General features: G+C 48.0%; 17 protein-coding genes and 1 riboswitch. Of the genes, 5 read left to right on the top strand and 12 right to left on the bottom strand.

The features are described from left to right. Positions 1-11: 11 nt before the first annotated feature. From pta to A8O23_RS21970, 7 genes are all read right to left on the bottom strand, one after another. Positions 12-2,108 (bottom strand): phosphate acetyltransferase, encoded by a 2,097-nt coding sequence (gene pta, locus A8O23_RS10960; protein WP_066620924.1) that lies wholly within the window; start codon positions 2,106-2,108, stop codon positions 12-14. Positions 2,109-2,120: 12 nt separating this feature from the next. Further along, positions 2,121-2,567: a hypothetical protein gene (locus A8O23_RS10955; RefSeq protein WP_066620921.1), complete on the bottom strand. Its 447-nt coding sequence runs from the start codon at positions 2,565-2,567 to the stop codon at positions 2,121-2,123. 275 nt (positions 2,568-2,842) lie between these two features. Beyond that, positions 2,843-3,382 (bottom strand): DUF4136 domain-containing protein, encoded by a 540-nt coding sequence (locus A8O23_RS10950; protein ID WP_082883005.1) that lies wholly within the window; start codon positions 3,380-3,382, stop codon positions 2,843-2,845. A 105-nt stretch (positions 3,383-3,487) separates the two neighbouring features. Continuing rightward, positions 3,488-3,865, bottom strand: a complete 378-nt coding sequence (locus A8O23_RS10945) for a methylglyoxal synthase (protein WP_066620919.1) — start codon at positions 3,863-3,865, stop codon at positions 3,488-3,490. A gap of 257 nt (positions 3,866-4,122) precedes the next feature. Continuing rightward, on the bottom strand, positions 4,123-5,280 hold the full coding sequence (locus A8O23_RS10940) for a tetratricopeptide repeat protein (protein WP_066621374.1): 1,158 nt from the start codon (positions 5,278-5,280) through the stop codon (positions 4,123-4,125). 73 nt (positions 5,281-5,353) lie between these two features. After that, the gene (gene gyrA / locus A8O23_RS10935) at positions 5,354-7,894 is read right to left on the bottom strand and encodes a DNA gyrase subunit A (RefSeq protein WP_066620917.1); all 2,541 of its coding nucleotides are present in this window, start codon (positions 7,892-7,894) and stop codon (positions 5,354-5,356) included. Between the two features lie 85 nt (positions 7,895-7,979). Then, complete coding sequence (locus A8O23_RS21970; protein ID WP_262506439.1) at positions 7,980-8,114, bottom strand: hypothetical protein; 135 nt, start codon at positions 8,112-8,114, stop codon at positions 7,980-7,982. Between the two features lie 247 nt (positions 8,115-8,361). On the opposite strand from A8O23_RS21970, the gene A8O23_RS10930 reads away from it, so the two are divergent. Beyond that, a complete protein-coding gene (locus tag A8O23_RS10930; protein ID WP_066620916.1) occupies positions 8,362-9,132 on the top strand; it encodes a hypothetical protein in 771 nt (256 codons plus the stop codon). A 78-nt stretch (positions 9,133-9,210) separates the two neighbouring features. Here the strand turns inward: A8O23_RS10930 and A8O23_RS10925 are convergent, their stop codons facing one another. From A8O23_RS10925 to A8O23_RS10915, 3 genes are read right to left on the bottom strand one after another with little or no spacing between them, the layout of a single operon-like run. Further along, complete coding sequence (locus A8O23_RS10925; RefSeq protein WP_317039538.1) at positions 9,211-10,965, bottom strand: M14 family metallopeptidase; 1,755 nt, start codon at positions 10,963-10,965, stop codon at positions 9,211-9,213. 9 nt (positions 10,966-10,974) lie between these two features. Then, complete coding sequence (locus A8O23_RS10920; RefSeq protein ID WP_066620913.1) at positions 10,975-12,639, bottom strand: M14 family metallopeptidase; 1,665 nt, start codon at positions 12,637-12,639, stop codon at positions 10,975-10,977. Positions 12,640-12,679: 40 nt separating this feature from the next. Continuing rightward, positions 12,680-13,357: an HD domain-containing protein gene (locus A8O23_RS10915; RefSeq protein ID WP_066620910.1), complete on the bottom strand. Its 678-nt coding sequence runs from the start codon at positions 13,355-13,357 to the stop codon at positions 12,680-12,682. Positions 13,358-13,557: 200 nt separating this feature from the next. Here A8O23_RS10915 and A8O23_RS10910 point away from each other — a divergent pair, with 200 nt between their 5' ends. From A8O23_RS10910 to A8O23_RS10895, 4 genes are all read left to right on the top strand, one after another. After that, positions 13,558-14,649: a BamA/TamA family outer membrane protein gene (locus A8O23_RS10910; protein WP_066620907.1), complete on the top strand. Its 1,092-nt coding sequence runs from the start codon at positions 13,558-13,560 to the stop codon at positions 14,647-14,649. A gap of 275 nt (positions 14,650-14,924) precedes the next feature. Further along, the gene (locus A8O23_RS10905; protein ID WP_153042162.1) at positions 14,925-16,025 is read left to right on the top strand and encodes a BamA/TamA family outer membrane protein; all 1,101 of its coding nucleotides are present in this window, start codon (positions 14,925-14,927) and stop codon (positions 16,023-16,025) included. Positions 16,026-16,137: 112 nt separating this feature from the next. Then, entirely contained in the window at positions 16,138-16,836 is a 699-nt protein-coding gene (locus A8O23_RS10900; protein WP_066620895.1) for an SOS response-associated peptidase, read from the top strand. A 101-nt stretch (positions 16,837-16,937) separates the two neighbouring features. Then, positions 16,938-17,534 (top strand): LURP-one-related/scramblase family protein, encoded by a 597-nt coding sequence (locus tag A8O23_RS10895; RefSeq protein WP_066620893.1) that lies wholly within the window; start codon positions 16,938-16,940, stop codon positions 17,532-17,534. An 81-nt stretch (positions 17,535-17,615) separates the two neighbouring features. Here the strand turns inward: A8O23_RS10895 and A8O23_RS10890 are convergent, their stop codons facing one another. Together A8O23_RS10890 and A8O23_RS10885 are read right to left on the bottom strand one after the other, a co-directional pair. Further along, the gene (locus tag A8O23_RS10890) at positions 17,616-18,884 is read right to left on the bottom strand and encodes a Y-family DNA polymerase (RefSeq protein WP_066620889.1); all 1,269 of its coding nucleotides are present in this window, start codon (positions 18,882-18,884) and stop codon (positions 17,616-17,618) included. A 3-nt stretch (positions 18,885-18,887) separates the two neighbouring features. Further along, positions 18,888-19,340, bottom strand: coding sequence for a LexA family protein (locus tag A8O23_RS10885; RefSeq protein ID WP_066620887.1), 453 nt, complete (start codon positions 19,338-19,340; stop codon positions 18,888-18,890). Between the two features lie 427 nt (positions 19,341-19,767). Then, positions 19,768-19,863, top strand: a riboswitch (TPP riboswitch). Positions 19,864-19,896 lie beyond the last annotated feature (33 nt).

The raw sequence follows: 19,896 nt of genomic DNA, 5'->3' as shown, positions 1-19,896 counted from the left end.
CTCTGCTAAATTTAATCCTCCTGTTGGCTTTGAATGGCCGTGATTACAACGGTATTGAAAATATCATCTACAGTACAACCCCGGCTTAAATCATTCACTGGTTTATTGAGGCCCTGTAGCATAGGGCCAATGGCTAAGGCTCCGGTTTCGCGCTGTACAGCTTTGTACGTATTGTTGCCGGTGTTCAGGTCTGGGAAAATAAGTACGCTGGCTTTACCCGCCACTTCTGAATTGGGCATTTTCTGTTTGCCCACCAGCGGGTCTACGGCCGCATCATATTGTATTGGACCTTCCACTTTCAAATCGGGCCGAAGTTCTTTTACCAGCTCTGTTGCTTTTCTAACCTTCTCCACTTCTTCCCCCACTCCTGATGTGCCAGATGAATAAGATAACATGGCAACTCTTGGGTCAATACCAAACCGTTTGCTGGTATCTGCCGAGGAAATAGCTATCTCAGCTAATTGCCGAGCGGTAGGGTTTGGATTCACGGCGCAATCACCGAAAACAGAAACCCTGTCTTCCAGACACATAAAGAAAACAGATGAAACGGTAGAAATACCTGGCTTGGTTTTAATGAACTGTAGCGCGGGCCTGATGGTGTGCTGCGTAGTATGTACCGCCCCGGAAACCATTCCGTCAGCGTGGCCTTTGTACACCATCATAGTACCAAAGTAAGAAACGTCTGTCATCAGGTCACGGGCCATTTCTAAAGTCACCTGCTTGTCTTTTCGTAGCTCATACAGCGTTTCCACGTATAAATTATACTGCTCAGACTGGGCGGGGTTAAGAATATTTATTCTATCTAGATCTAAATTAAGACCCAGGCGCTTGATAGAGGCCGCTATTTCTGAAGGGTTTCCCAACAAGGTAAGATGGACAATATCCTGCGCCACTAAACGGGCTGCTGCTCTTAATATCCGATCATCATTACCCTCGGGCAGAACAATGTGCTTCCGTTCCCTCCTGGCCCACTGCCCTAGTTGGTATTGGAACATGTGAGGGGTAATGGCTTCTGAGTGATAAGTTGCAATGCGTGAATCAAGTGCCTCTACATCAATATGGCGGTTGAAAGAATCAATGGCCAGCTGAATTTTCTTAGTGTTGTCTGGCGTAATGCGCGCTTTTACTGCGGCTACTTTCGTAATGGTTTCAAAGGTGCCATTGCTCACGCATAAGATGGGAACCACGTTTTGCAGCCCGTTTATTAAGCGGATAATAGGTTCTTCAGGCTCATAACCCGCGGTTAGCACTATACCGGCAATGCGAGGATAGCTGGACGAAAGATTAGCCTGTAATGAACTGACAATAATGTCTCCCCTATCACCAGGAGTCACAATCAGAACATTTTCTTTCAGGTAGTTTAAGAAGTTGGGCACGTTCATGGCACCCGTTATAAAGTTATCTACCTGATTGGTGAGCTGGTCTTCGCCAAAAATGAGCTTGCCGTTCAGGCTCTCGAAAATATCTTTAACTGTAGGGTTTTGCAAGGCATTATCTTGCGGAATAACCGCCAGTATAATTTCAGGTGGTACTACTTCCGTAATCCGCTGCTGCACCGTTTCCAGGTCTGCTGGGTTTATTTTGTTAGCGACAATGGCCAAAACCTGAACCTCGCGGTCATTGAAATTGTGAAGCAGGTTCAACACAGTTTGTATTACCTGCTCAGGGGATTTATTTTCTCCGGAGGCCACCAGAATGGCAGGTGTTCCTAAATTTTTAGCAATGAGTAAGTTTAAGTCAAACTCAAAAGCGGCGCCCTCTCCCAAAAAGTCACTACCTTCTACAACTGTAAAATCACATTGAGCTTCCAGTTTCTTGAACTTGTCAATAATAGCATCAATCATCTGGCCCTGGGTCTCGTTTTCAAAATGCCGCATCACCTCCTGCCGGGTAAAGGCGTAGGCTTGTTCATAGGAAATGGGCAGGTCAAAATGAGTTAAAACCGTCTGGATGTGTACATCCTTTTTATCTGGTGTATCAGCATTGACAACAGGCTTGAAATAGCCAATTTTCTGCGCCTTACCCAGCAGCATGTTTACCAGCCCCAGCGCAATAAGTGACTTTCCGCTATAAGGTTCTGCAGAGGCAATGAATATATTTTTGGTCATAGTACAGATACACTAATATACCTGTGTAAACGACTCCTGCTCAGGTGTGGTTTTGTTTATACAGCCTTTTGGAAATTGTACAAACAGAGAGAACACCTCTTGGAATGATGATTTAAGATGAGCTAGCTTAGCCTGCAATCTGGAGTAAGTTGTTATGAAACTGACGCTGAAACTTTGTTCAGGTTTAGCTATGTAACTATCTAACTGCAGCACATACTCCAGTAGCTCAGCATTGTAGGCTTTTAGGCTTCTTTCAAATTGAGCAGCTATTTGTAAAATAGCCGGAGCTTTGTCAATAGAATCGCGCTGTATGTTCGGTAAAACAACTGAAGTTAATTGCTTTTTCAATAGCAAAAACTCCTTCTCTAGTATATTAAACTCTGCTGTCCACTGCTGAATGGTTTGGTGTAGCTCCTGCAGTTCCTCAAGTAATTCTGCAATAACAATTGAATTTTTCATGACCTGATCGTTTATGCTACAAAATTAAATTGTACCGCATAAGCAGTCAGGAACCGCTGTCACTTAAAAGAATGATTATTGTCATGCCTTCTCATTGCAGCAAACATAAAATACCCGTGGAGATATTTTTAAGGCAACAGAATGTTCTTCAAACAAAAGACTCTGTTTTGGGGCTGTTTTTTGAAAAACAGCAAAAACAGAGTCTAAAATAATTCTATGAACAATAAATAAGCTACCGGTGCAGGTTCAGCAGTAGTATTAAAGCATGCACAAGATTAAGGCACCTGTTTGAAAAGTTTTTCAATTGCCTCTGCAATTCTTTCCTCTATTGACTCTTCGCTTCTAGGGAGAACGGAGGAAACCTCCCCTGCCCAAACCAACTCATTTTGCTCTCGGTTTACCAAATGAATAGTAGCGATTCCCTGTTTGTACGTGCGTACTGGAATTTCTTCGCTTTCCCAATGGTAGCGGCGCTGGCCGGTATAATAAGGTGCATCTTGCCTGAAGCTTGTTTCGCGGGTCTGCACTTTCTCGTCTACCATTACGCCTATATTAACCTGCAAGTCTGGTTGGGATGGGTTATATGCTAACCCACGTGCCTGCAGTTGCTTTCTAATCTCTCGCTTTAGAAAATCAACCTGACCAGAATATGCGGCCGGTATAGAATCAGAAAGAGTATTCTCCTCTAAAAAAGCGAATGATTTGTATTCTTGTAACGTGAACCCACTTTTTGAGCCTATTGGAGTCACCCTCACAGGGCTACAAGCTGCTATAAAAAGCATGCTAACCACTATCCATTTCAACTTCTCCTTCATGTCTGTATATTACCTATAAAGTATTTAATACTGAAGAGGTATACAGGGGGAATGAAAGTAAGGTTAACTTGAGATAAAAGAGAAGCGCAGACCTGAGAAGAAGTATTACCCCATGAACTCGGCTTCGAGTCCTTTAACTAAAAGCCGTGCCGTAGAAGGGTTTGTGGCTAGGGCTACATTATGTAAATCGCACAGGCGCATGAGCATTTGGACATCTGGTTCATGTGGGTGTTTTCCCAGCGGATCTCTAAAGAAAATAACTGCTCTTAGTTTGCCTTCCGCCACTAAACTGGCTATCTGAGCGTCGCCTCCTTTTGGGCCAGATAAAAGTTTTTTCACCTTCAAACCAGTCTGCTGTACATATTGACCGGTGGTTCCGGTGGCAACTAATTTTACCTGTGTGAACAATTCTGAATGGTCTTTGATAAACGCCACCATTTCTGCTTTTTTGCCATCGTGGGCTATAAGGGCAATTCCTTTCATAGTTTGAGTTAAAGATTAATCTTCTAAATCTACTGGTTAATTTTAATAAGGCCTTATACGACCTACTAAAAAAATGAAAATCAGCTCCTGAGAATAATAGTACTGGTGTTGCAAAAGGGTATTACAATCTATAGTTGTATATCCTGTTTTGGGTCTGTTTTTCTAAAACAAAGGCTAAAACAGCCAGTAGTATCTTAAACCTATATCAAATAAAAAAGGGGCTACAAGAGCCCCTTTTTTATTTGATAATCAAAATCTTATAATTCCTGTAGTAACGTATCCATACGGTTTGCATCGGCTTTTCTACCCAATGCATTATAAACCTTGTTCAAAGATTTGATGGTGGTTACGTCTTTTGGTTTTGCATTTAACGCACTTTCAAAAAATGGAAGCGCCTGGGTGAAGAATTTATTAGCCTCGGTTTCTAAAGCCTTACCATTTTTTTGGTATTGAGCCAAGCTCATTTTCTCGGCTCTGTTTTTAAGGTTGATACCTTGGTTGTAGTAATAAACACCCATGTTGTACTGAGCGTCAAAGCTGGATGGGTCAAGTTCAATTGCCTTCTTGTAATCAGCAATGGCTTGATCCTGCTTTTTCAGGCGCTCATTCATGTTGCCCCGTACAGTGTACAAGTTAGCATTGGTTGGGTCAGCTTTGATGGCAGCATCTAACTTGCTCATGGCTTCTTCTTCTTTGCCTGTCTTTAAGAACAAGCTTAGTTCCTGAAGCATGAAGTTACGGTCTTGTGGGAAAGCAGCACGAGCTTTGGTTAATACTTTAAGAGCCTCTTCATCGCTTTTCTCTACTTCAGTGGCAATGTACAGTAATTGACCATACACCTCTGATGAAGCCATTTTTTTGTCAACCAAAGTGTTGTACAACTGTTTGGCTCCAGCATAGTCTTCAGCCCCAGCGGCGGCATAAGCGGCATAGATATACGCTGTTGTATCCTCTGGTCTATGTTTGATGGCTTCTAAATAAGCATTCTTGGCTTCAGCGAAGTTCTTGTTGTTGTACTCTTCTACGCCTTTGTTCAGGGCATATACATACAAGTTTTGCTTCAGCTGATCAAATTGTAAGTTAGAGAGTTCTGTATACTGCTTTTTCTTGGCATCTTTCTCTAACTCTACAGCCTTTTGAAAAGCGTCATACGCCTCTTGCGTAACTTTAGCCGGATCTATGGTTTTGCTATAGATTGGGTGAACGGCAAGCCCTTGGTAAATCAAGCCTTTGGTGTACCAGGCTTTTGGGTTATCCTTGGTTTTCTCATGCACAACCGCTTTATCAATCTCGGTTTTGGCTTTATCTAGCGTTCCTTTCTGCTGGTACATGGCAGCACTAGTCACAGCGCTATTTTGGGCAAATGCAGCCTGCATTGAAACAGCAGCAAAAGCCGTTAAAAGAAACTTTCTCATTGCTTTCTTCAGTTGGTTTATTGTTTGTTTTTTGTTCAACAAAGTTTATCTACTAATTAATTCAAAGGAAGGGTTAGTTCTCACTGATCGTCTCTGGATCAATCAAATCATCTGTGTTCAAGGCTTCGTCGGCTGGTAATTCTGATTCTACAGCTATCACCTCTGCCTTGTCTTCAACCTCAATTTTGGCCACCGATGAAATTTCATCGCCTTCGTTCAGCCTCAGTAATCTAACACCCTGAGAAACTCTACCAATTACCCGCAGGTCAGCTACCCGCAGACGGATGGTGATGCCAGATTTATTGATGATCATTAAATCATCTGTATCTACCACACCTTGTATAGAAACCAAGGCGCCGGTTTTCTCTGTTACGTTCAGCGTTTTCACACCTTTACCACCACGGTTAGTAATGCGGTACTCTTCAAGGGCAGAACGCTTTCCAAAGCCCTTTTCCGAAACTACCAGTAAGTTAGTGTCTGGGTTATGTACACAAACCATACCAACTACTTTATCTTGCTCATCGGCTAGGGTGATACCTCTAACCCCGGCAGCGGTCCGGCCCATAACACGCACTTTGGATTCTGGGAACCTAACGGCCCTGCCGGAACGAAGCGCAATGATCACGTCATTGGCGCCGTTGGTCAACTGTACATCTAACAGTCGGTCGCCTTCATTGATGGTGATAGCCTGAATACCGGTGGCTCTTGGGCGGGAGTACGCTTCTAAAGGCGTTTTCTTGATGGTACCTTGTTCGGTACAGAATACTAAGAAGTTGTTTAGTACGTAGTCCGGATTTTTTAGCCCATGTACATTAATAACCGCCCGAACCTTGTCATCTTTTTCAATATTGATAAGGTTCTGAATAGCACGGCCTTTGGTGGTCTTACCTCCTTCAGGGATTTCATACACTTTCACCCAGAACACTCTACCAGATTCAGTAAAGATGAGCAGGTAATTGTGCGTGCTGGCAATAAACAAATGCTCTGTGAAGTCGTCTTGCTTAGAGGCAGCTACTCCTCTGGAGCCCACTCCGCCTCTACTTTGGCTGCGGTATTCAATCAGTGCAGTACGCTTGATATAGCCCTCATGCGATATAGTAATCACCATGTTCTCATCCGGAATCATGTCTTCCAGAGAGATGTCACTAGACACCATTTCAATTTGAGTGCGACGGGCATCTCCGTAGCGGTCACGCACCTCAATCAATTCATTCTTGATGATTTCCTTGCGCAGATTTTCATCGGCTAAAACGGAGGTCAGGTAATCAATCAAGGCCTTGATCTCTTCGTATTCTTTTACAATCTTGTCACGCTCCAGACCCGTCAGTCTTTGCAGACGCATGTCCAGAATGGCACGGGCTTGTATTTCAGAAAGAGCAAAACGCTCAATCAACCCCACGCGGGCTACCTCAGGATCTCTGGAAGAGCGAATTAAATTGATTACTTCGTCCAGGTTATCCAGGGCAATCAATAAACCTTCTAAGATATGCGCACGCTTGCGGGCTTCTTCCAGTTCATACTCGGTGCGGCGTATCACCACTTCATGACGGTGATCCACGAAATGCTTCACCAGGTCTTTCAGGTTCAGCGTCATGGGGCGACCACCAACCAGTGCCACGTTGTTCACCCCGAAGGATGACTGTAGCTGCGTGTACTTAAACAGGTTGTTTAAAACAACGTTCGGAATAGCATCACGCTTAAGGTCATACACAATGCGCAAACCTTCACGGTCTGACTCGTCACGTAGGTCAGAGATGCCTTCAATTTTCTTGTCGTTGATGAGCGCAGCGGTTTTTTCAATCATGGCCGCTTTGTTCACCATGTACGGAATCTCCGTCACCACAATCTGCTCTTTGCCGGTTTTGGAGGTCTCGAAGTTTGCCTTCGCCCGTACAATGACACGTCCACGGCCGGTTTCAAAAGCAGACTTAACGCCATCGTACCCGTAGATGATACCACCGGTCGGGAAGTCTGGGGCAATGACGAATTTCATAAGATCAGCAATGGTGATCTCTTCGTCATCAATGTAGGCTATAATACCGTCCACCACTTCTGTCAGGTTGTGGGGGGCCATATTGGTAGCCATACCCACTGCAATACCAGAAGTTCCGTTTACCAACAGATTCGGGAATTTAGCAGGCAACACGCTTGGCTCTTTGAGAGAGTCGTCAAAATTTGGAACAAAGTTGACTGTGTTCTTCTCAAGGTCTGCCAACAACTCGTCAGCAATTCTTTTCAGGCGGGCCTCGGTGTAACGCATGGCCGCCGGAGAGTCACCGTCAATAGAACCAAAGTTACCTTGTCCGTCTACCAACGGGTAACGCAAAGACCAGGGCTGTGCCATACGCACCATAGTGTCGTATACAGAAGAGTCACCATGCGGGTGATATTTACCCAGCACCTCTCCTACAATCCTGGCCGACTTCTTATATGCTTTGTTATAGGAAACTCCTAATTCAGACATCCCATACAAAACACGCCGATGAACTGGCTTAAGACCGTCCCGCACGTCGGGCAGGGCTCGGGAGATAATCACGGACATCGAGTAGTCGATGTACGCCCCCCGCATTTCATCTTCAATGTTTATGGGAATTATCCGTTCGTTTTCTGCCATTTTACCTTAAATACAGCTTTATGATGCACTTTTTATAAGCTTGCAATTTACGCATAAAGATAGTGATATACTAATTTTTGGTCTTCTAGCGGCCGCCATTTTTGTTCATTTCTCTTTGTACTTCTTTTGATGGTTTCGGGAGCTTCTCCCCTATGCGCGGACGCTGCTTTTTGTACCAAGGCATACCCCTGTAATCCTGGCCTCCGTGCGGGTGTATCATTCTGGTTTGGCAAGAGGCAATGGGGCACCGCGGCGTACACGAAACACTGCCAAGCACAAGTAAAATAACCACGAGTAAAGCCGGAACAGATTTGTATTGTAAGAACATAAGCAACAGAATTATGGTAAAGCTAAAGTCTAAAGTACAGTATAAACAGTAATTTCTATCAAACATTGTGCTAAAAGAGCACAGCGCTCTTTGCTTTGCCGGGTAATTGTCTTAAAATAGTATCAAAAAGAATTTGAGTATGAAAGTACCAGTAGCAAAGTTAGGCCTGTCCTGTGTGTTGGCCATAGGATTTTCCTCCTTTTCCTTTGCCCAAACAAATGCCCCGGCGGTAGACGGATCGGCAGGCCAAATGACAGTTACCTACCTGCAGAGCCTGGGTAACTATCATTCACCGGGCGTGCAGGGGTTTGATAACCGTTACCAAGGCATGAATGGTCACCCTTATTTTGTTGATGTGTGGCTTCCGGGAAAGCTGGAGGTGCAAATAGGCAATACCCAAAAGACCCAACCTTTCACTGGGCTGAAGCTAAAATACGATGTGTACAGCAACCAGCTTGGGGCGATTATTCCGGCCACCAAAGACACGCTTTTATTGAGTACAGATGTGGTCAAGTCTTTTCAGATGGAATTGCCGGGCTATGACCAAATGGTAGAATTCAGGAAGTACCCACAAGCCGCAGCTTTAGACCCCAAACTGGCGAACACCTTCTTTGCAATACTGCACCAGGGCAATGCCACATTACTTAAAGGAGCAGGAAAACTGAAAATAGACGCCAACTACAAAGGCGCTTACAGTGCAAACCAACCATTTGACCAACTGGTAGACCAGGTGCACTATTTTGTATTAAATAACGGACAAATGCAGAAGGTGAAACTTAACCGAAAATCGATTTTGAATGCCTTGGTAGACCAGGAAGAAAAGTTAAAAGATTATCTAAAAAAGGAAAAGCTGAGTTTGAACACAGAGCAGGAACTGATAAAGGTAATTGCCTACTATAACTCCCTCTAGAAGAATATTCTCCCAAAACATGAAAGGCCGCTGACTTAGCGGCCTTTCATGTTTTGGGGCTGTTTTTCTAAAATTAGCTTAAAACCGACGTGTAACCACCCCGCCCTTTCGGCTATCTACCTCTACCTCAAGATTTGGGTTGGCAGACTTGACAATCCAGCGTACTTTCACAAAGCCCATACCCGGAATATTGGGAACCTCTAACCGGTGAGGCGTATATTTCTGCTCTTTGCCCAAATTCAAATCTGAGTTTTCCAGTACTATGCCGGCCACCACATCTTTATCTTTAAGGGTGATGTAATCTGGCCGCTCAATTTTGTATTTGATGTCATGGCTGGAGTGCGTGGGAATTAAGCGCGTATTGGCTACCGTCACGGTCACTTCTGTCAGCCCGTTTCCCAGCTTTCTGGTGGTGGCGTCCTGAATCACTAAGTTTGGGGTTTGGTAGGCATGGTACACGGTAAAGGCCATGTTGCGGTGGGCATCTTCCTCCAGTAAAAAGCCCGGGTGCGCGCGGGAGTAATTCTTCTTGAAGCCCCCAATCTCAATGGGGCCGTAGGCTGGGTGGTCAAATGGAGCCCACTCCACAAAGGCATCGCTGAACAGCAGCATCTTATCAAACTCATAGAATTCCAGATCACGGTCTTGCCCCGGAGCCTGCCGCCGGTGGAACTGCAGGTACGGCGACATCAGCTCGTTGGAGAAGGTGAAAACGCCGCGGGCGCCATGGAACCAATCTAACTCACCACCGAAAGCAGAATAAAGGTCTTTATACACCACCATGTAATCATACCCTGGTATAATGGTTTCGGCGTAATTGCCCAGCTGGTCATACACTTGGTTGTCTTCACGGGTGTAGGTATTGGTGTCTTCCTCGGCCCCTGGACCGCGCAAAACCATGCCGCCATAGTTATGGTAACTCTGCGCGCCGGCAATGTTGGGGTGGCGTAACACAAAGTCTTTCACGTTGCGGTTTTCAGGTATGGAAAACGGATATTTATAGGCACCCCGCTGCACGTAATCGGGCTGCCAGTTCCAAGCCCAATCGCGGTTAGGGTCATAATAGCCGGGCGGGTCTTCGTTTATTTTACCGTCGCCGTCGTTGTCTATTCCTTCATAACCCAAAATTTCATACTCTCCTGCCTGATCAGGTTTTGCCGGTATCAGCCGGAAGGGGTTGTGCGGATCAATGATATAGCGGCCGTTGGCTGATTTGCGGCGCATGAAGGTAATATGGCCGTCGTTGTTAAGGTCATCGGGCTGATCCTCGTCTACCAATCCGTCACCGTCATCATCTAGCGGAATCATGCCAGATCTGGGGGAGTGAGCCGTGTTAGCCGAGTGCATGAAATGATCACGGGCATCTGGATTGATAGTGGGCACGATATAAAACGTCTTCTGCTGCAGCAGTTCTTTAATGAACTTGTTGTCTTGGAAGCTTTCGGCTAAATACCAGGCGGTGTACAGGGCAAATTCCGCTCCCTGTATCTCATTGGAGTGGATGTTGCCGTCGATGTACATGCCTGGCTTCTTGTTTGGGTCACCGGTCTTGTAATCGGTAATGACCAGCGCAATCATTCTCCTGCCTCCAAAAGACTCACCCACTGTTTCCAGCTTCACCAGGTCAGGATGAGCCTCAGCCAGCTTGCGGCAGATTTCATTGATGCCGGCATGGTCATAATAACGGTTCCAGCTGACGGTGACTTTAGGGCTTTGTGGAGTGCCGGCGGCTCTGAAAACCTGGTTAGCGGTCTGTGCCAGAACAACTGATGAGCCAAGGAAAAGAGAAAAGGCAGCAGCGGCAGTACAAAATTTCTTCAATGTATTTTTCATGAACATGCGCTATCTGAGAACCACTTCTTTTGTTTGAGTACCAGCGGTAGGGCTGCTCGCCACTACTCCTACGTAGCCCTTGCCCTTCACGAGCCAAGACACGGTGACTTTATCGCCTCCGGCAATGGCATTGTGCAAATGCATTTTAGGCCCTGACACCAAGGTTTGGTCTTTTTCGAGCCTAAGGTTTACCTTCACTTTCTGCACCCAGCGGGTACGGTCGCCAATTTCAGAGTGGGTAGGTAGTGAGCCATTGTTAAGCACCTCGGCCGTGATACGGGTAAGCCCACCCGTTACTTTCTCTGTTTTAATATTTACAATCTCCAGCCTAGGCATAAGCTCAGCGTAGGCCATAAAAAATTTCAGGTGCTGCCTTGTAACAGGCTCCAGCAGGTGCTTGGGTGGCGTTTGCTTCACGTAAGGAGCTAAGCCTCCTACTTCCACTGTCTGCCCCGGGAAATCAGGGTGTTGAATGGGAGTCCAGTTTACAAAGGTACCTACCACGTTATTGGCCTTTGCCCAACGGAGGAAATTCAGGTCTTCATGGTCTTCCTCCGGATATGTTTGGCTCGTATAGGTAGAATCTTTTGGCAAGGGTTGTTTGGGAATCCACCAGCCGGGGGTGGAGTAACTGTAACGGCCATAGTGAAAATACGCCCACTGCAGCACGTCACCTCCGGTAGGTTGAGTTTTAGGAGCATCTTTCAACTGGGTGGTGGCATTGTACAGCTTTGACACCTGACTATTGACAGCGGCATCTTTCTCCAGCAAACCTGTAATAATGCGTTTGCTTACATTAGAACGGTCAAATTTTAATGGTTCTGATAAATTATTAGTTGGGCCAAGCACAAAAACAGCATACACATTTTTGGCATCGAACAGAAAATCAGCAAAAGCCTTGGTTTCCCGCTCAGACATAGGGTGCTCCCCCGCACCCACCTGAAAGTAAGGGAAGTCAAAGGAAAAATTTTTATTGAACACAACGCCACCCTCCGGGTCTTCATTCCACTTGCCGTCTTTGTCATTGTCAATGCCTTCGGTCAGGAGCAGATATCCTCCTTTTTCGCCTTTGGCCGCATCAGCTTTCACCATAACTCTAGGGTCTAGCTTTGACGGCCTGTACGGACCGGTAGGATCTTTGACTCGCATCATAGTGATAAGACCATCGCGGTTCAAGTCTTCAAAGGGGTCCTCAAAGATGCGGCCGTCGCGGTCATCGTCCATGGGCTGGGCGTTGCCCGAGCGTTCCCAACGCAGTTTCTCAGAGTATTGCTCTGTAGCGTCTGGGTTCAGGTTGGGAAAAATATAAATGGTCTTGGTCTGGAGCAACTGCCGTACAGAGTCTTGCACCATGGCAGCCTGCAGCAACTGCTCCGTCATCTGTAAAGAGAGCTCTACCGTAGCCAGTTGGGTAGCCTCTACCCCTGCCGCAATCACTAAGGCGGGTTTATTTTCGGCATTGTCACGGCCCAGCGTGAGCAGCCACACCTCTTTACCGGTAGCGGTTTTGCCTATGGTGTTCACCGAGCACAGGTTAGGATAACGGCTCCCGATTTTCATAAGCCGTGCCGTCAGCTGGCTGTAGCTGGGGTAATCGCGGTGCTGGGCCCAGCCGTTGAAACTAAGGCCGGAGAGCATTGCCCCTAACAATATGGCCTTGGTACTTTTTCTCATAGATAGATTGGAAGGTGAATTTGAGTGGAGGCAGTAGAGCTTACACGTGAAAAGATTCTGGAATGTCTTCCTCTGGGTGCCACTCCGCCAGGAACTGCCGCACAAACTGTTTCATGAAATTATTCCGCTCCTCAGCCATTTGCAGGCCGGTAGAAGTGTTTAGTCTGTCTTTGAGCAGAAACAGCTTTTCGTAAAAGTGGTTGATGGTGGGGCCGCTGTTCTTCTTGTATTCCTCAAAAGAGGCATGCAGCTGAGGCATTATGTGCGGATTATACATCTCCCGGTTCTTATGTCCGCCGTAGGCGAAAGCACGCCCCACGCCTATGGCGCCAATGGCGTCTAAGCGGTCGGCGTCTTGCACTACGGCCGCCTCCAGAGTGCTGGGTTCGGTGTCTACACCGGCTCCTTTGTAAGAAACTTCCCTGATAATCTGGCACACCTTTGTAATTATATGCTCGGGAGCCTGTAATGACCGCAGCCATTTGGCAGCCTCCCGCGGACCGGCTTCTTCGTCGCCCCCGTGGAATTTCCAGTCGGCAATGTCATGCAGCAGCGCACCCAGCTGCACTATAAGTAAATCTGCCTTTTCCTGCTGCCCAATTTTGAGCGCGTTTTGCCACACCCGCCGGATGTGCCACCAATCATGCCCAGAGCCCTCGCCAGAGAAGAGAGCTTCTACATGCTTGGCAGTCTGCTTCACCAGTTCTTGTTCGTTCATCTCCGAAAACTAGGCAAAAAATCTGGAAAGCCCAGCTTCAAAGCGCCTGCAGGCGTATAACAGCGTTTTAGGGCTGTTTTTCTAAAACTGGCGTAAAAACAGAATAGGAGCAGATTTAGATTGGAGAATTTATAAGTATCTTGCTGTACCCCAAGGCCGTGCTAATTGCCAAACGCGCCGTTTCGCCACAAACTTTACTCATGAAGAAGCTACTTTTAGGTTTGGCACTTTTAGCCACGGCATCGGGTGTCTGTGCCCAGGATGCACCGCTACCGGCAGATGACACTTTGCGCGTGAGAAGCGTGAAGTGGAGCATCTTCCCTATTGCATATTATACCCCTGAAACCCGCTTCGGCTTTGGTGCCAAACCGGTGCAGGTACGCCGCTCCGCCGGTAGCCTGCGCTCTGATCGGCCCAGCACCATCTCCCCCTCGCTCGTGTTCACCACCCGAAAGCAGATGCTGTCTACGTTTCTGGTAGATTTCTGGCGCAAACACAACGCGCAGCACATACACGGTTGGGTGGAATACAACAACTACCCCTATGTGTTTTTTGGCGTGGGCAATGATACCCCCGCAGAGGCCGAGGAGAACTACACCAGCAAAACCATAAACCTGTATGCCCAGTTCGAGCAGCGGCTTGCCAGAAACTTTTACCTGGGCATGCGCTATGATTTAAAACGGGAGTGGATTACCGAGGTAGAGGAAGGCGGTTTCCTGCAAAGCAATGTTGTGTTAGGCAGCGAAGGCATTACTTCGTCTGGCCTAGGCCCTGTCTTTCTTTACGACAACCGCGACAATCTCTTTACGCCGGGCAAAGGTGTTTTCATGCAGATGCTGGCGCAGAGCTACAACAAACTGCTGGGCGGTTCCTCTAACTTTATGCGCTACCGGATTGATCTTCGCAAGTACCACACAGTAGGCCCCGGTGTGTTAGCTGGGCAGAGCTTGTTCACGTTTGCCTCCGGCGAAGTACCCTTTCAATTTATGTCGCCGTTGGGCGGGGTAAACCAGATGCGGGGTTTTCTGGAAGGCCGTTTCCGTGACCACAATGCGGCCGTGCTGCAGGCCGACTACCGGTTTCCGTTGTTCTGGCGCATAAGTGGGGCTGTGTTCGGCGCAACTGGTCAGGTAACCCGAAAAAATTCTGATTTCTCCTTCAACAGGTTCAAGAACAGCGGCGGCGGCGGCTTGCGGTACCGCCTCAACGATGAAGGCATGGTGGTTCGGGGCGACGTGGCGTATTCCAAAGAAGGCATGTACGTGTACTTTGCCTTCGGCGAGGCATTCTAAAAATCTTGAATTGCTAAAGCGCCTTTTTCAACTATCTGTTTTAGCGGTGTTTTTGCTAAAACAGGCCTGAAACAGAGTGAATGAGGTAGAGGGGCAAACATTACATCTGTGTTTGCTCTGGTCCTTCTCAGCTCCTTACATGGTAAATATCTTTGCTTTCAGGTTTGGGGCTTCAAGTAATTTGGCGCCTCGTGCTTTTCCCTCTGCTTTAAAATTTCTAACTTTAAAGTTGAACCAAAGGAGGCTCGGTAACGAAAGGGCCATAAGCAACACTTTTGAAAACTAAACCTCTTTTCTTGCTGGTGCTTTTCCTGGTCAAGAGCGCGTATACCGTTGCCCAGACACAAACCGCTGTCATGGCACCAGACACTGTGGCGGCTAAAAAGAAGCTGACGGTTTTTCCGGCGGCAACCTATTCCCCAGAAACCAGTTTTTCTTTTGGCGCCAAAGCGATTCTGGTGAAAAGGCAGGTGGGCGGATATGCCACCGATAGGCCCAGCACGCATTCCCTCACGTTTTTTTATACGCTCAGAAAACAGGTTATCTCTACCCTTCGCACCGATATCTGGCGCAAGCACAACCGCAAACATTGGTTGGGCACCATGAACTTCGTGAATTACCCTTATGTGTTTTACGGGATAGGCAACAATACCACACAAGAAGCGGAAGAGCACTACACCAGCCGTGCCCTATATGGTTCATTACAGTTTGAACAGAAAATCTCGGACAAAGTGTACCTGGGCGGTCTTTTAAATTTCAGGCACGATGTTATTTCCAAACGGGAAGCCGAAGGGCAGTTAAACACGGGCAACATTGTGGGAGGTGCAGGTACAAATGCTTTCGGGCTGGGTCCCACTGCCAGTTATGACACCCGCGACCACCTGTACATTCCCCGGAAGGGTGCTTTTCACCAGGCGTCAGTGCAGTGGTTCGGCAAAGTGTTGGGCAGCAGCAGCAACTTTGCCCGCTATCGCCTCGATTTCCGGAAGTATGTGCCGGCACCTTTTAACGGGGTATTAGCTGGGCAGGGCCTGTTCACGTTCACCAGTGGAGAAGTACCTTTCCAGTATTTATCGCCCATAGGCGGCGGTAACATTTTGCGCGGGTATTTAGAGGCCCGCTTCCGCGACAGGCACGCCATGGTGTACCAACTGGAGTACCGGGTGCCCTTGTTCTGGCGCGTTGGCGCTGCCGCATTTGCCGGCGCGGGCAAAGTAGCCCCTACCCTGGAAGATCTGAACTTTAGAGGCCTCCACCCTGCCGCCGGTGCCGGCCTGCGCTTCCGCCTTAATGATGAAGGCATTAACCTGCGCATAGACATGGCTCTGTCTGAGGAAATGCCCGGCGTGTACTTCAGTTTATATGAGGCGTTTTAAGCTTGTTTTCTGAAAAACAGCCATAAAACAGATTGTTCGTCACTTCTCGTCCTGAGGCGAGTGCTCTTCCGGTTTAAACCCTTACCTTGTTCAGGAAAGAAATTTTATCAGCATGTGTGGCCGTTATTCCGTTATCGCCAAAAAAGGCAAAGCTAATCCTAAGAGCTCGGGTTCAGTGGCCGAGATTCTGCAGAAGTACAAGGAGCAGAACCGCTATAATGCCGCACCCTCGCAAAGCCTGCCGGTTATCACCAACTTAGCCCCCACGGCAGTACAGCATTTCTCATGGGGCTTGCTGCCCAGTTGGGCGAAAGAGAAGAAACACGGCCTGCGCCCTATCAATACCCGCACCGAGACCATCATGGAGAAAGCCAGCTTCAGACAGTTAGTTAGTAGCAGGCGCTGCCTTGTGCCCGCCGATGGGTTTTATGAGTGGAAGCGAGTTGGCAAAGACAAGGCCCCGTACCGGATCATTCTGAAAGACCATTCCCTCTTTACCTTTGCCGGCCTCTGGGACGAATGGGTAGACCACAGCACAGGCGAAGTGCTGAACACCTTCACCGTTATCACCACTGAGCCCAACGAACTGATGCTGAACATCCATAACCGCATGCCCGCCATTCTGCACCCAGAGGAAGAGCAAGTGTGGCTTTCGGGCACCGAAGATATCAGCAGATTGGTAGAGCTGCTCAGGCCGTACCCTGCCCATGAAATGTTGGCTTACCCGGTTTCCGCATTGGTCAATTCCCCTAAAAATGATGTACCGGCCGTGCTGGATCCGGTGGCGGAACAAGACAGCATGTTTGATTGAGAGGCCTGGAGTAAAGTAAGTTTCAAACTTCTTCAAGTCTGATTCTTCCGCTTTCGTTTTATAAAATCACTTTTGACATAATTTCATCATAACCCAACCTCATGAAGTATATTGAATTTCCGTTAGACTTTGAATTTAAGATTTCTACGCTCGCCAATGATTTCAGAGTAAAAGATGCCGACGGGCTCACGATCAGCTATGTACGGCAGAAGCTTTTTAAGCTGGTAGAAGAAGTGACCGTTTATAATGACGAGTCTCAGTCAGAAGTGCTGTATTCCATCAAAGCCAACCAATGGATCGACTTTTCTGCCGCCTATATTTTTACCGACAACCAAGGCCGTGAAATTGGGCGGGTGGCGCGTCAAGGCTGGGCCTCTATGTGGAAAGCCCATTACGAGGTGTATGATCAAAGCCAGCAGCAGGATTTTACCATTAGAGAGGCGAATGCCTGGATCAGAGTGGGCGATGCTCTGTTAGGCCAGATTCCGGTGTTAGGTATGTTCACCGGCTATTTCTTCAACCCTACTTATGAGGTAACCCGCCCCGATGGCACCTTAATAGCTGTTTTAAAGAAGCAAAAATCTTTGTTTGGCCGGCGCTTTTCAGTAACCCAGGAAAGTGAGCTGGAAAGCGGTGAGGCCGAACGCATAGTGCTCAGCTTAATGATGATGATCTTGCTGGAAAGACGCCGGGGATAACCAGTAGCTTTGAAACAAGCCCCTCTGCTGATGACGCACATTTTCTAAGTGCAGAGCAGTGTTTTTGCAGCAGAGGTGCTTCTATTTTGCCCTGATCAGATCTTCCAGCCTAGTGGTGTAGCAAGGGGAAAGGTGGCTGTTCTGCATCTGCCATTTGCCGCCCGTGCCCTGCACCCCGTAGAAGACGGACCTGTGCCCGTACCTGGACCGGAGACTATCCAGCGCCTGCATCAGTTCCTGGTCGCGTTGCCGGTGGTCTGGCTCAAACAGACTTTGCTGCACCTGGTTGGCCGGCACTATGCCGGAGACAATAATGCCGGTTTTCTTGTACCGGAAGCCCTGGCGGAAAATTGCCCGCAGTGCCTCCAGCGCCTGGGGCACCAGTACCAGCTCGCTGGCCGTGGGACTCTCCAACTGTACGGTGCGGTTGTTAAAGTACATTTGGTAAGACAGCGCAAAGCGGCTGGTCTCCAAAAAAACAGTGAGGGCGGAGCAGCAGGACTGTTGCTTCCGGAGCTTGGTGGCGCAGCGCACGGTATGCGCGGCCAGTGCCTCCTCAATGTCTTTCAGCTCCGTGAGCGTCTCCCCGAAGGACCTGCTGGTGCAGATGTTCTGCTTTGGCTGCGGAGCCATCTCCAGGTCAATGCAGGGCTCCCCCCGCAGTTCTCGGGCGGTTCTCAGCCCCACAATGGTCATGTGCTTTTTGATGAAACTGTCGGGCTTTAGAGTCAGGTCATGGGCGGTGTAGATGCCGTACTGGGCAAGCTTTTTGGCGTACCTCCTTCCCACGCCCCATACGTCGCCCACCTCGGTGCGTTTCAGGGCCGCCTCAATATGGGCGGGATCAGTAAGCACCAGCACCCCGTTGGCCTTCGCAGATTTCTTCGCCAGCCGGTTGGCTACCTTCGCCAGGGTTTTGGTAGAACTCACGCCCACCGCCACCGGAATGCCCGTAGTCCTGGGTACGCGTTCCCAAATGCCGCGGGCGTACCCCTCCAGATCCACGTGCAGGAAATTACCCAGGTCCAGAAAGCTCTCGTCAATGGAATAGATCTCAAGATTAGGAGTATACTCCTGAAGGATAAGCGCCACGCGCCGGCTCATGTCGCCGTAGAACTCGTAGTTGGAGCTAAACACGTGTACCCCCTCCTTTTCCGCTAAATCTCTTACCTCAAAGTACGGGGCTCCCATCTTTATGCCCAGTGCCTTGGCCTCGCCACTCCGCGCAATGACGCATCCGTCGTTGTTCGAGAGCACCACTATGGGTTTGCCGTTCAGGGTTGGGTTAAAGGCCCGCTCGCAGCTGGCGTAGAAGTTGTTGCAGTCTACAAGGGCAAAAAGGCTGGTCATGGCCTAAAACTTACGGTGAATGCCTACCACCACTCCCCAGATCATGCCTCCCTCCGGAGAGTCTATCTTGATGGGCGAGTATTTTTCGTTCTCAGACACCAGGTAAGCGGCCTCTTTGCGTACCTCCAGTCTCTTAATAGTGTAGCCACCCTCCACAAACGCCAGCACCACCATGCCGCTGCTGGCCCTGATGTCTCGGTTCACAATGGCCAAATCACCGGGCATGATGTGCGCGCCAATCATGCTGTCTCCCTCCACCTTTACCAGAAAGGTAGAGGCCGGATGATTGCTGGCGTAGGTGTTCAGGTCAATAGGCTCGGCGCTGTAGTCGGTGGCGGGGCTGGGGAAACCGGCCTGTACGGTGGTGGTGAACAAAGGCAGGGAGTTGCCCCTGTCAATAATCACCAGAAACCGTTCTTCGTTCAGCGGATGTAGTGGTAAAACAACTGCCTCCATAAGTATTCATTGCTAATATAATTGGCAATTACGTGAAATTACGGCAGTAAGGGCATAAATAAGAAGGATTAATTACTAACAATTTTATCAACAGCAAAATTGGGTGCTGTTGCGGACTAACGGAAAAGTATAGATGGAGAGGCTTTTATAGGCTTCTATTTGTATGGTTGTGAGTTAAATTCTGTATCAACTACTTTTTGGCTGGTGCACTTCACTTTATCACGAAGTTCAAGTTTGCAAATCAGAGACGTTCGCCTTGATACAACACCATCTTTCAGAACAAATTCCCTTTTCCTTCTTTCTAACCACCAGCAGAATAAGTCTTATTTACCCTGGGCCGTTTTCTGCTTATTTTCCAGAAAACAGCCCTAAAACAGCTTTCAGTTTGTAAACCGTTTTTATCTGAATTCAAAATCTCCTACCTTGGCCTCGGCTTTAGGGGCGTTCCAAAAATGGAGCTGAGATAGTACCCTTTGAACCTGATCCAGGTCATACTGGCGTAGGGAAAAGCAAGAGAGGTTTAGCAGCCGTCTCTCTTTTCATTCACTCCTCCTTT

Origin of the sequence: Rufibacter roseus, from assembly GCF_001647285.1 — a bacterium.
Taxonomy (GTDB): domain Bacteria; phylum Bacteroidota; class Bacteroidia; order Cytophagales; family Hymenobacteraceae; genus Nibribacter; species Nibribacter roseus.
Note: the sequence above shows the minus strand (reverse complement) of the source record. Positions and strands in the feature narration are given on the sequence as shown.

What these genes read in the sequence shown, in the direction of transcription:
- pta (WP_066620924.1), bottom strand. Translation starts at nt 2,108, where the DNA reads ATGACCAAAAATATATTCATTGCCTCTGCAGAACCTTATAGCGGAAAG.
- A8O23_RS10955 (WP_066620921.1), bottom strand. Translation starts at nt 2,567, where the DNA reads ATGAAAAATTCAATTGTTATTGCAGAATTACTTGAGGAACTGCAGGAG.
- A8O23_RS10950 (WP_082883005.1), bottom strand. Translation starts at nt 3,382, where the DNA reads ATGAAGGAGAAGTTGAAATGGATAGTGGTTAGCATGCTTTTTATAGCA.
- A8O23_RS10945 (WP_066620919.1), bottom strand. Translation starts at nt 3,865, where the DNA reads ATGAAAGGAATTGCCCTTATAGCCCACGATGGCAAAAAAGCAGAAATG.
- A8O23_RS10940 (WP_066621374.1), bottom strand. Translation starts at nt 5,280, where the DNA reads ATGAGAAAGTTTCTTTTAACGGCTTTTGCTGCTGTTTCAATGCAGGCT.
- gyrA (WP_066620917.1), bottom strand. Translation starts at nt 7,894, where the DNA reads ATGGCAGAAAACGAACGGATAATTCCCATAAACATTGAAGATGAAATG.
- A8O23_RS21970 (WP_262506439.1), bottom strand. Translation starts at nt 8,114, where the DNA reads ATGATACACCCGCACGGAGGCCAGGATTACAGGGGTATGCCTTGGTAC.
- A8O23_RS10930 (WP_066620916.1), top strand. Translation starts at nt 8,362, where the DNA reads ATGAAAGTACCAGTAGCAAAGTTAGGCCTGTCCTGTGTGTTGGCCATA.
- A8O23_RS10925 (WP_317039538.1), bottom strand. Translation starts at nt 10,965, where the DNA reads ATGAAAAATACATTGAAGAAATTTTGTACTGCCGCTGCTGCCTTTTCT.
- A8O23_RS10920 (WP_066620913.1), bottom strand. Translation starts at nt 12,639, where the DNA reads ATGAGAAAAAGTACCAAGGCCATATTGTTAGGGGCAATGCTCTCCGGC.
- A8O23_RS10915 (WP_066620910.1), bottom strand. Translation starts at nt 13,357, where the DNA reads ATGAACGAACAAGAACTGGTGAAGCAGACTGCCAAGCATGTAGAAGCT.
- A8O23_RS10910 (WP_066620907.1), top strand. Translation starts at nt 13,558, where the DNA reads ATGAAGAAGCTACTTTTAGGTTTGGCACTTTTAGCCACGGCATCGGGT.
- A8O23_RS10900 (WP_066620895.1), top strand. Translation starts at nt 16,138, where the DNA reads ATGTGTGGCCGTTATTCCGTTATCGCCAAAAAAGGCAAAGCTAATCCT.
- A8O23_RS10895 (WP_066620893.1), top strand. Translation starts at nt 16,938, where the DNA reads ATGAAGTATATTGAATTTCCGTTAGACTTTGAATTTAAGATTTCTACG.
- A8O23_RS10890 (WP_066620889.1), bottom strand. Translation starts at nt 18,884, where the DNA reads ATGACCAGCCTTTTTGCCCTTGTAGACTGCAACAACTTCTACGCCAGC.
- A8O23_RS10885 (WP_066620887.1), bottom strand. Translation starts at nt 19,340, where the DNA reads ATGGAGGCAGTTGTTTTACCACTACATCCGCTGAACGAAGAACGGTTT.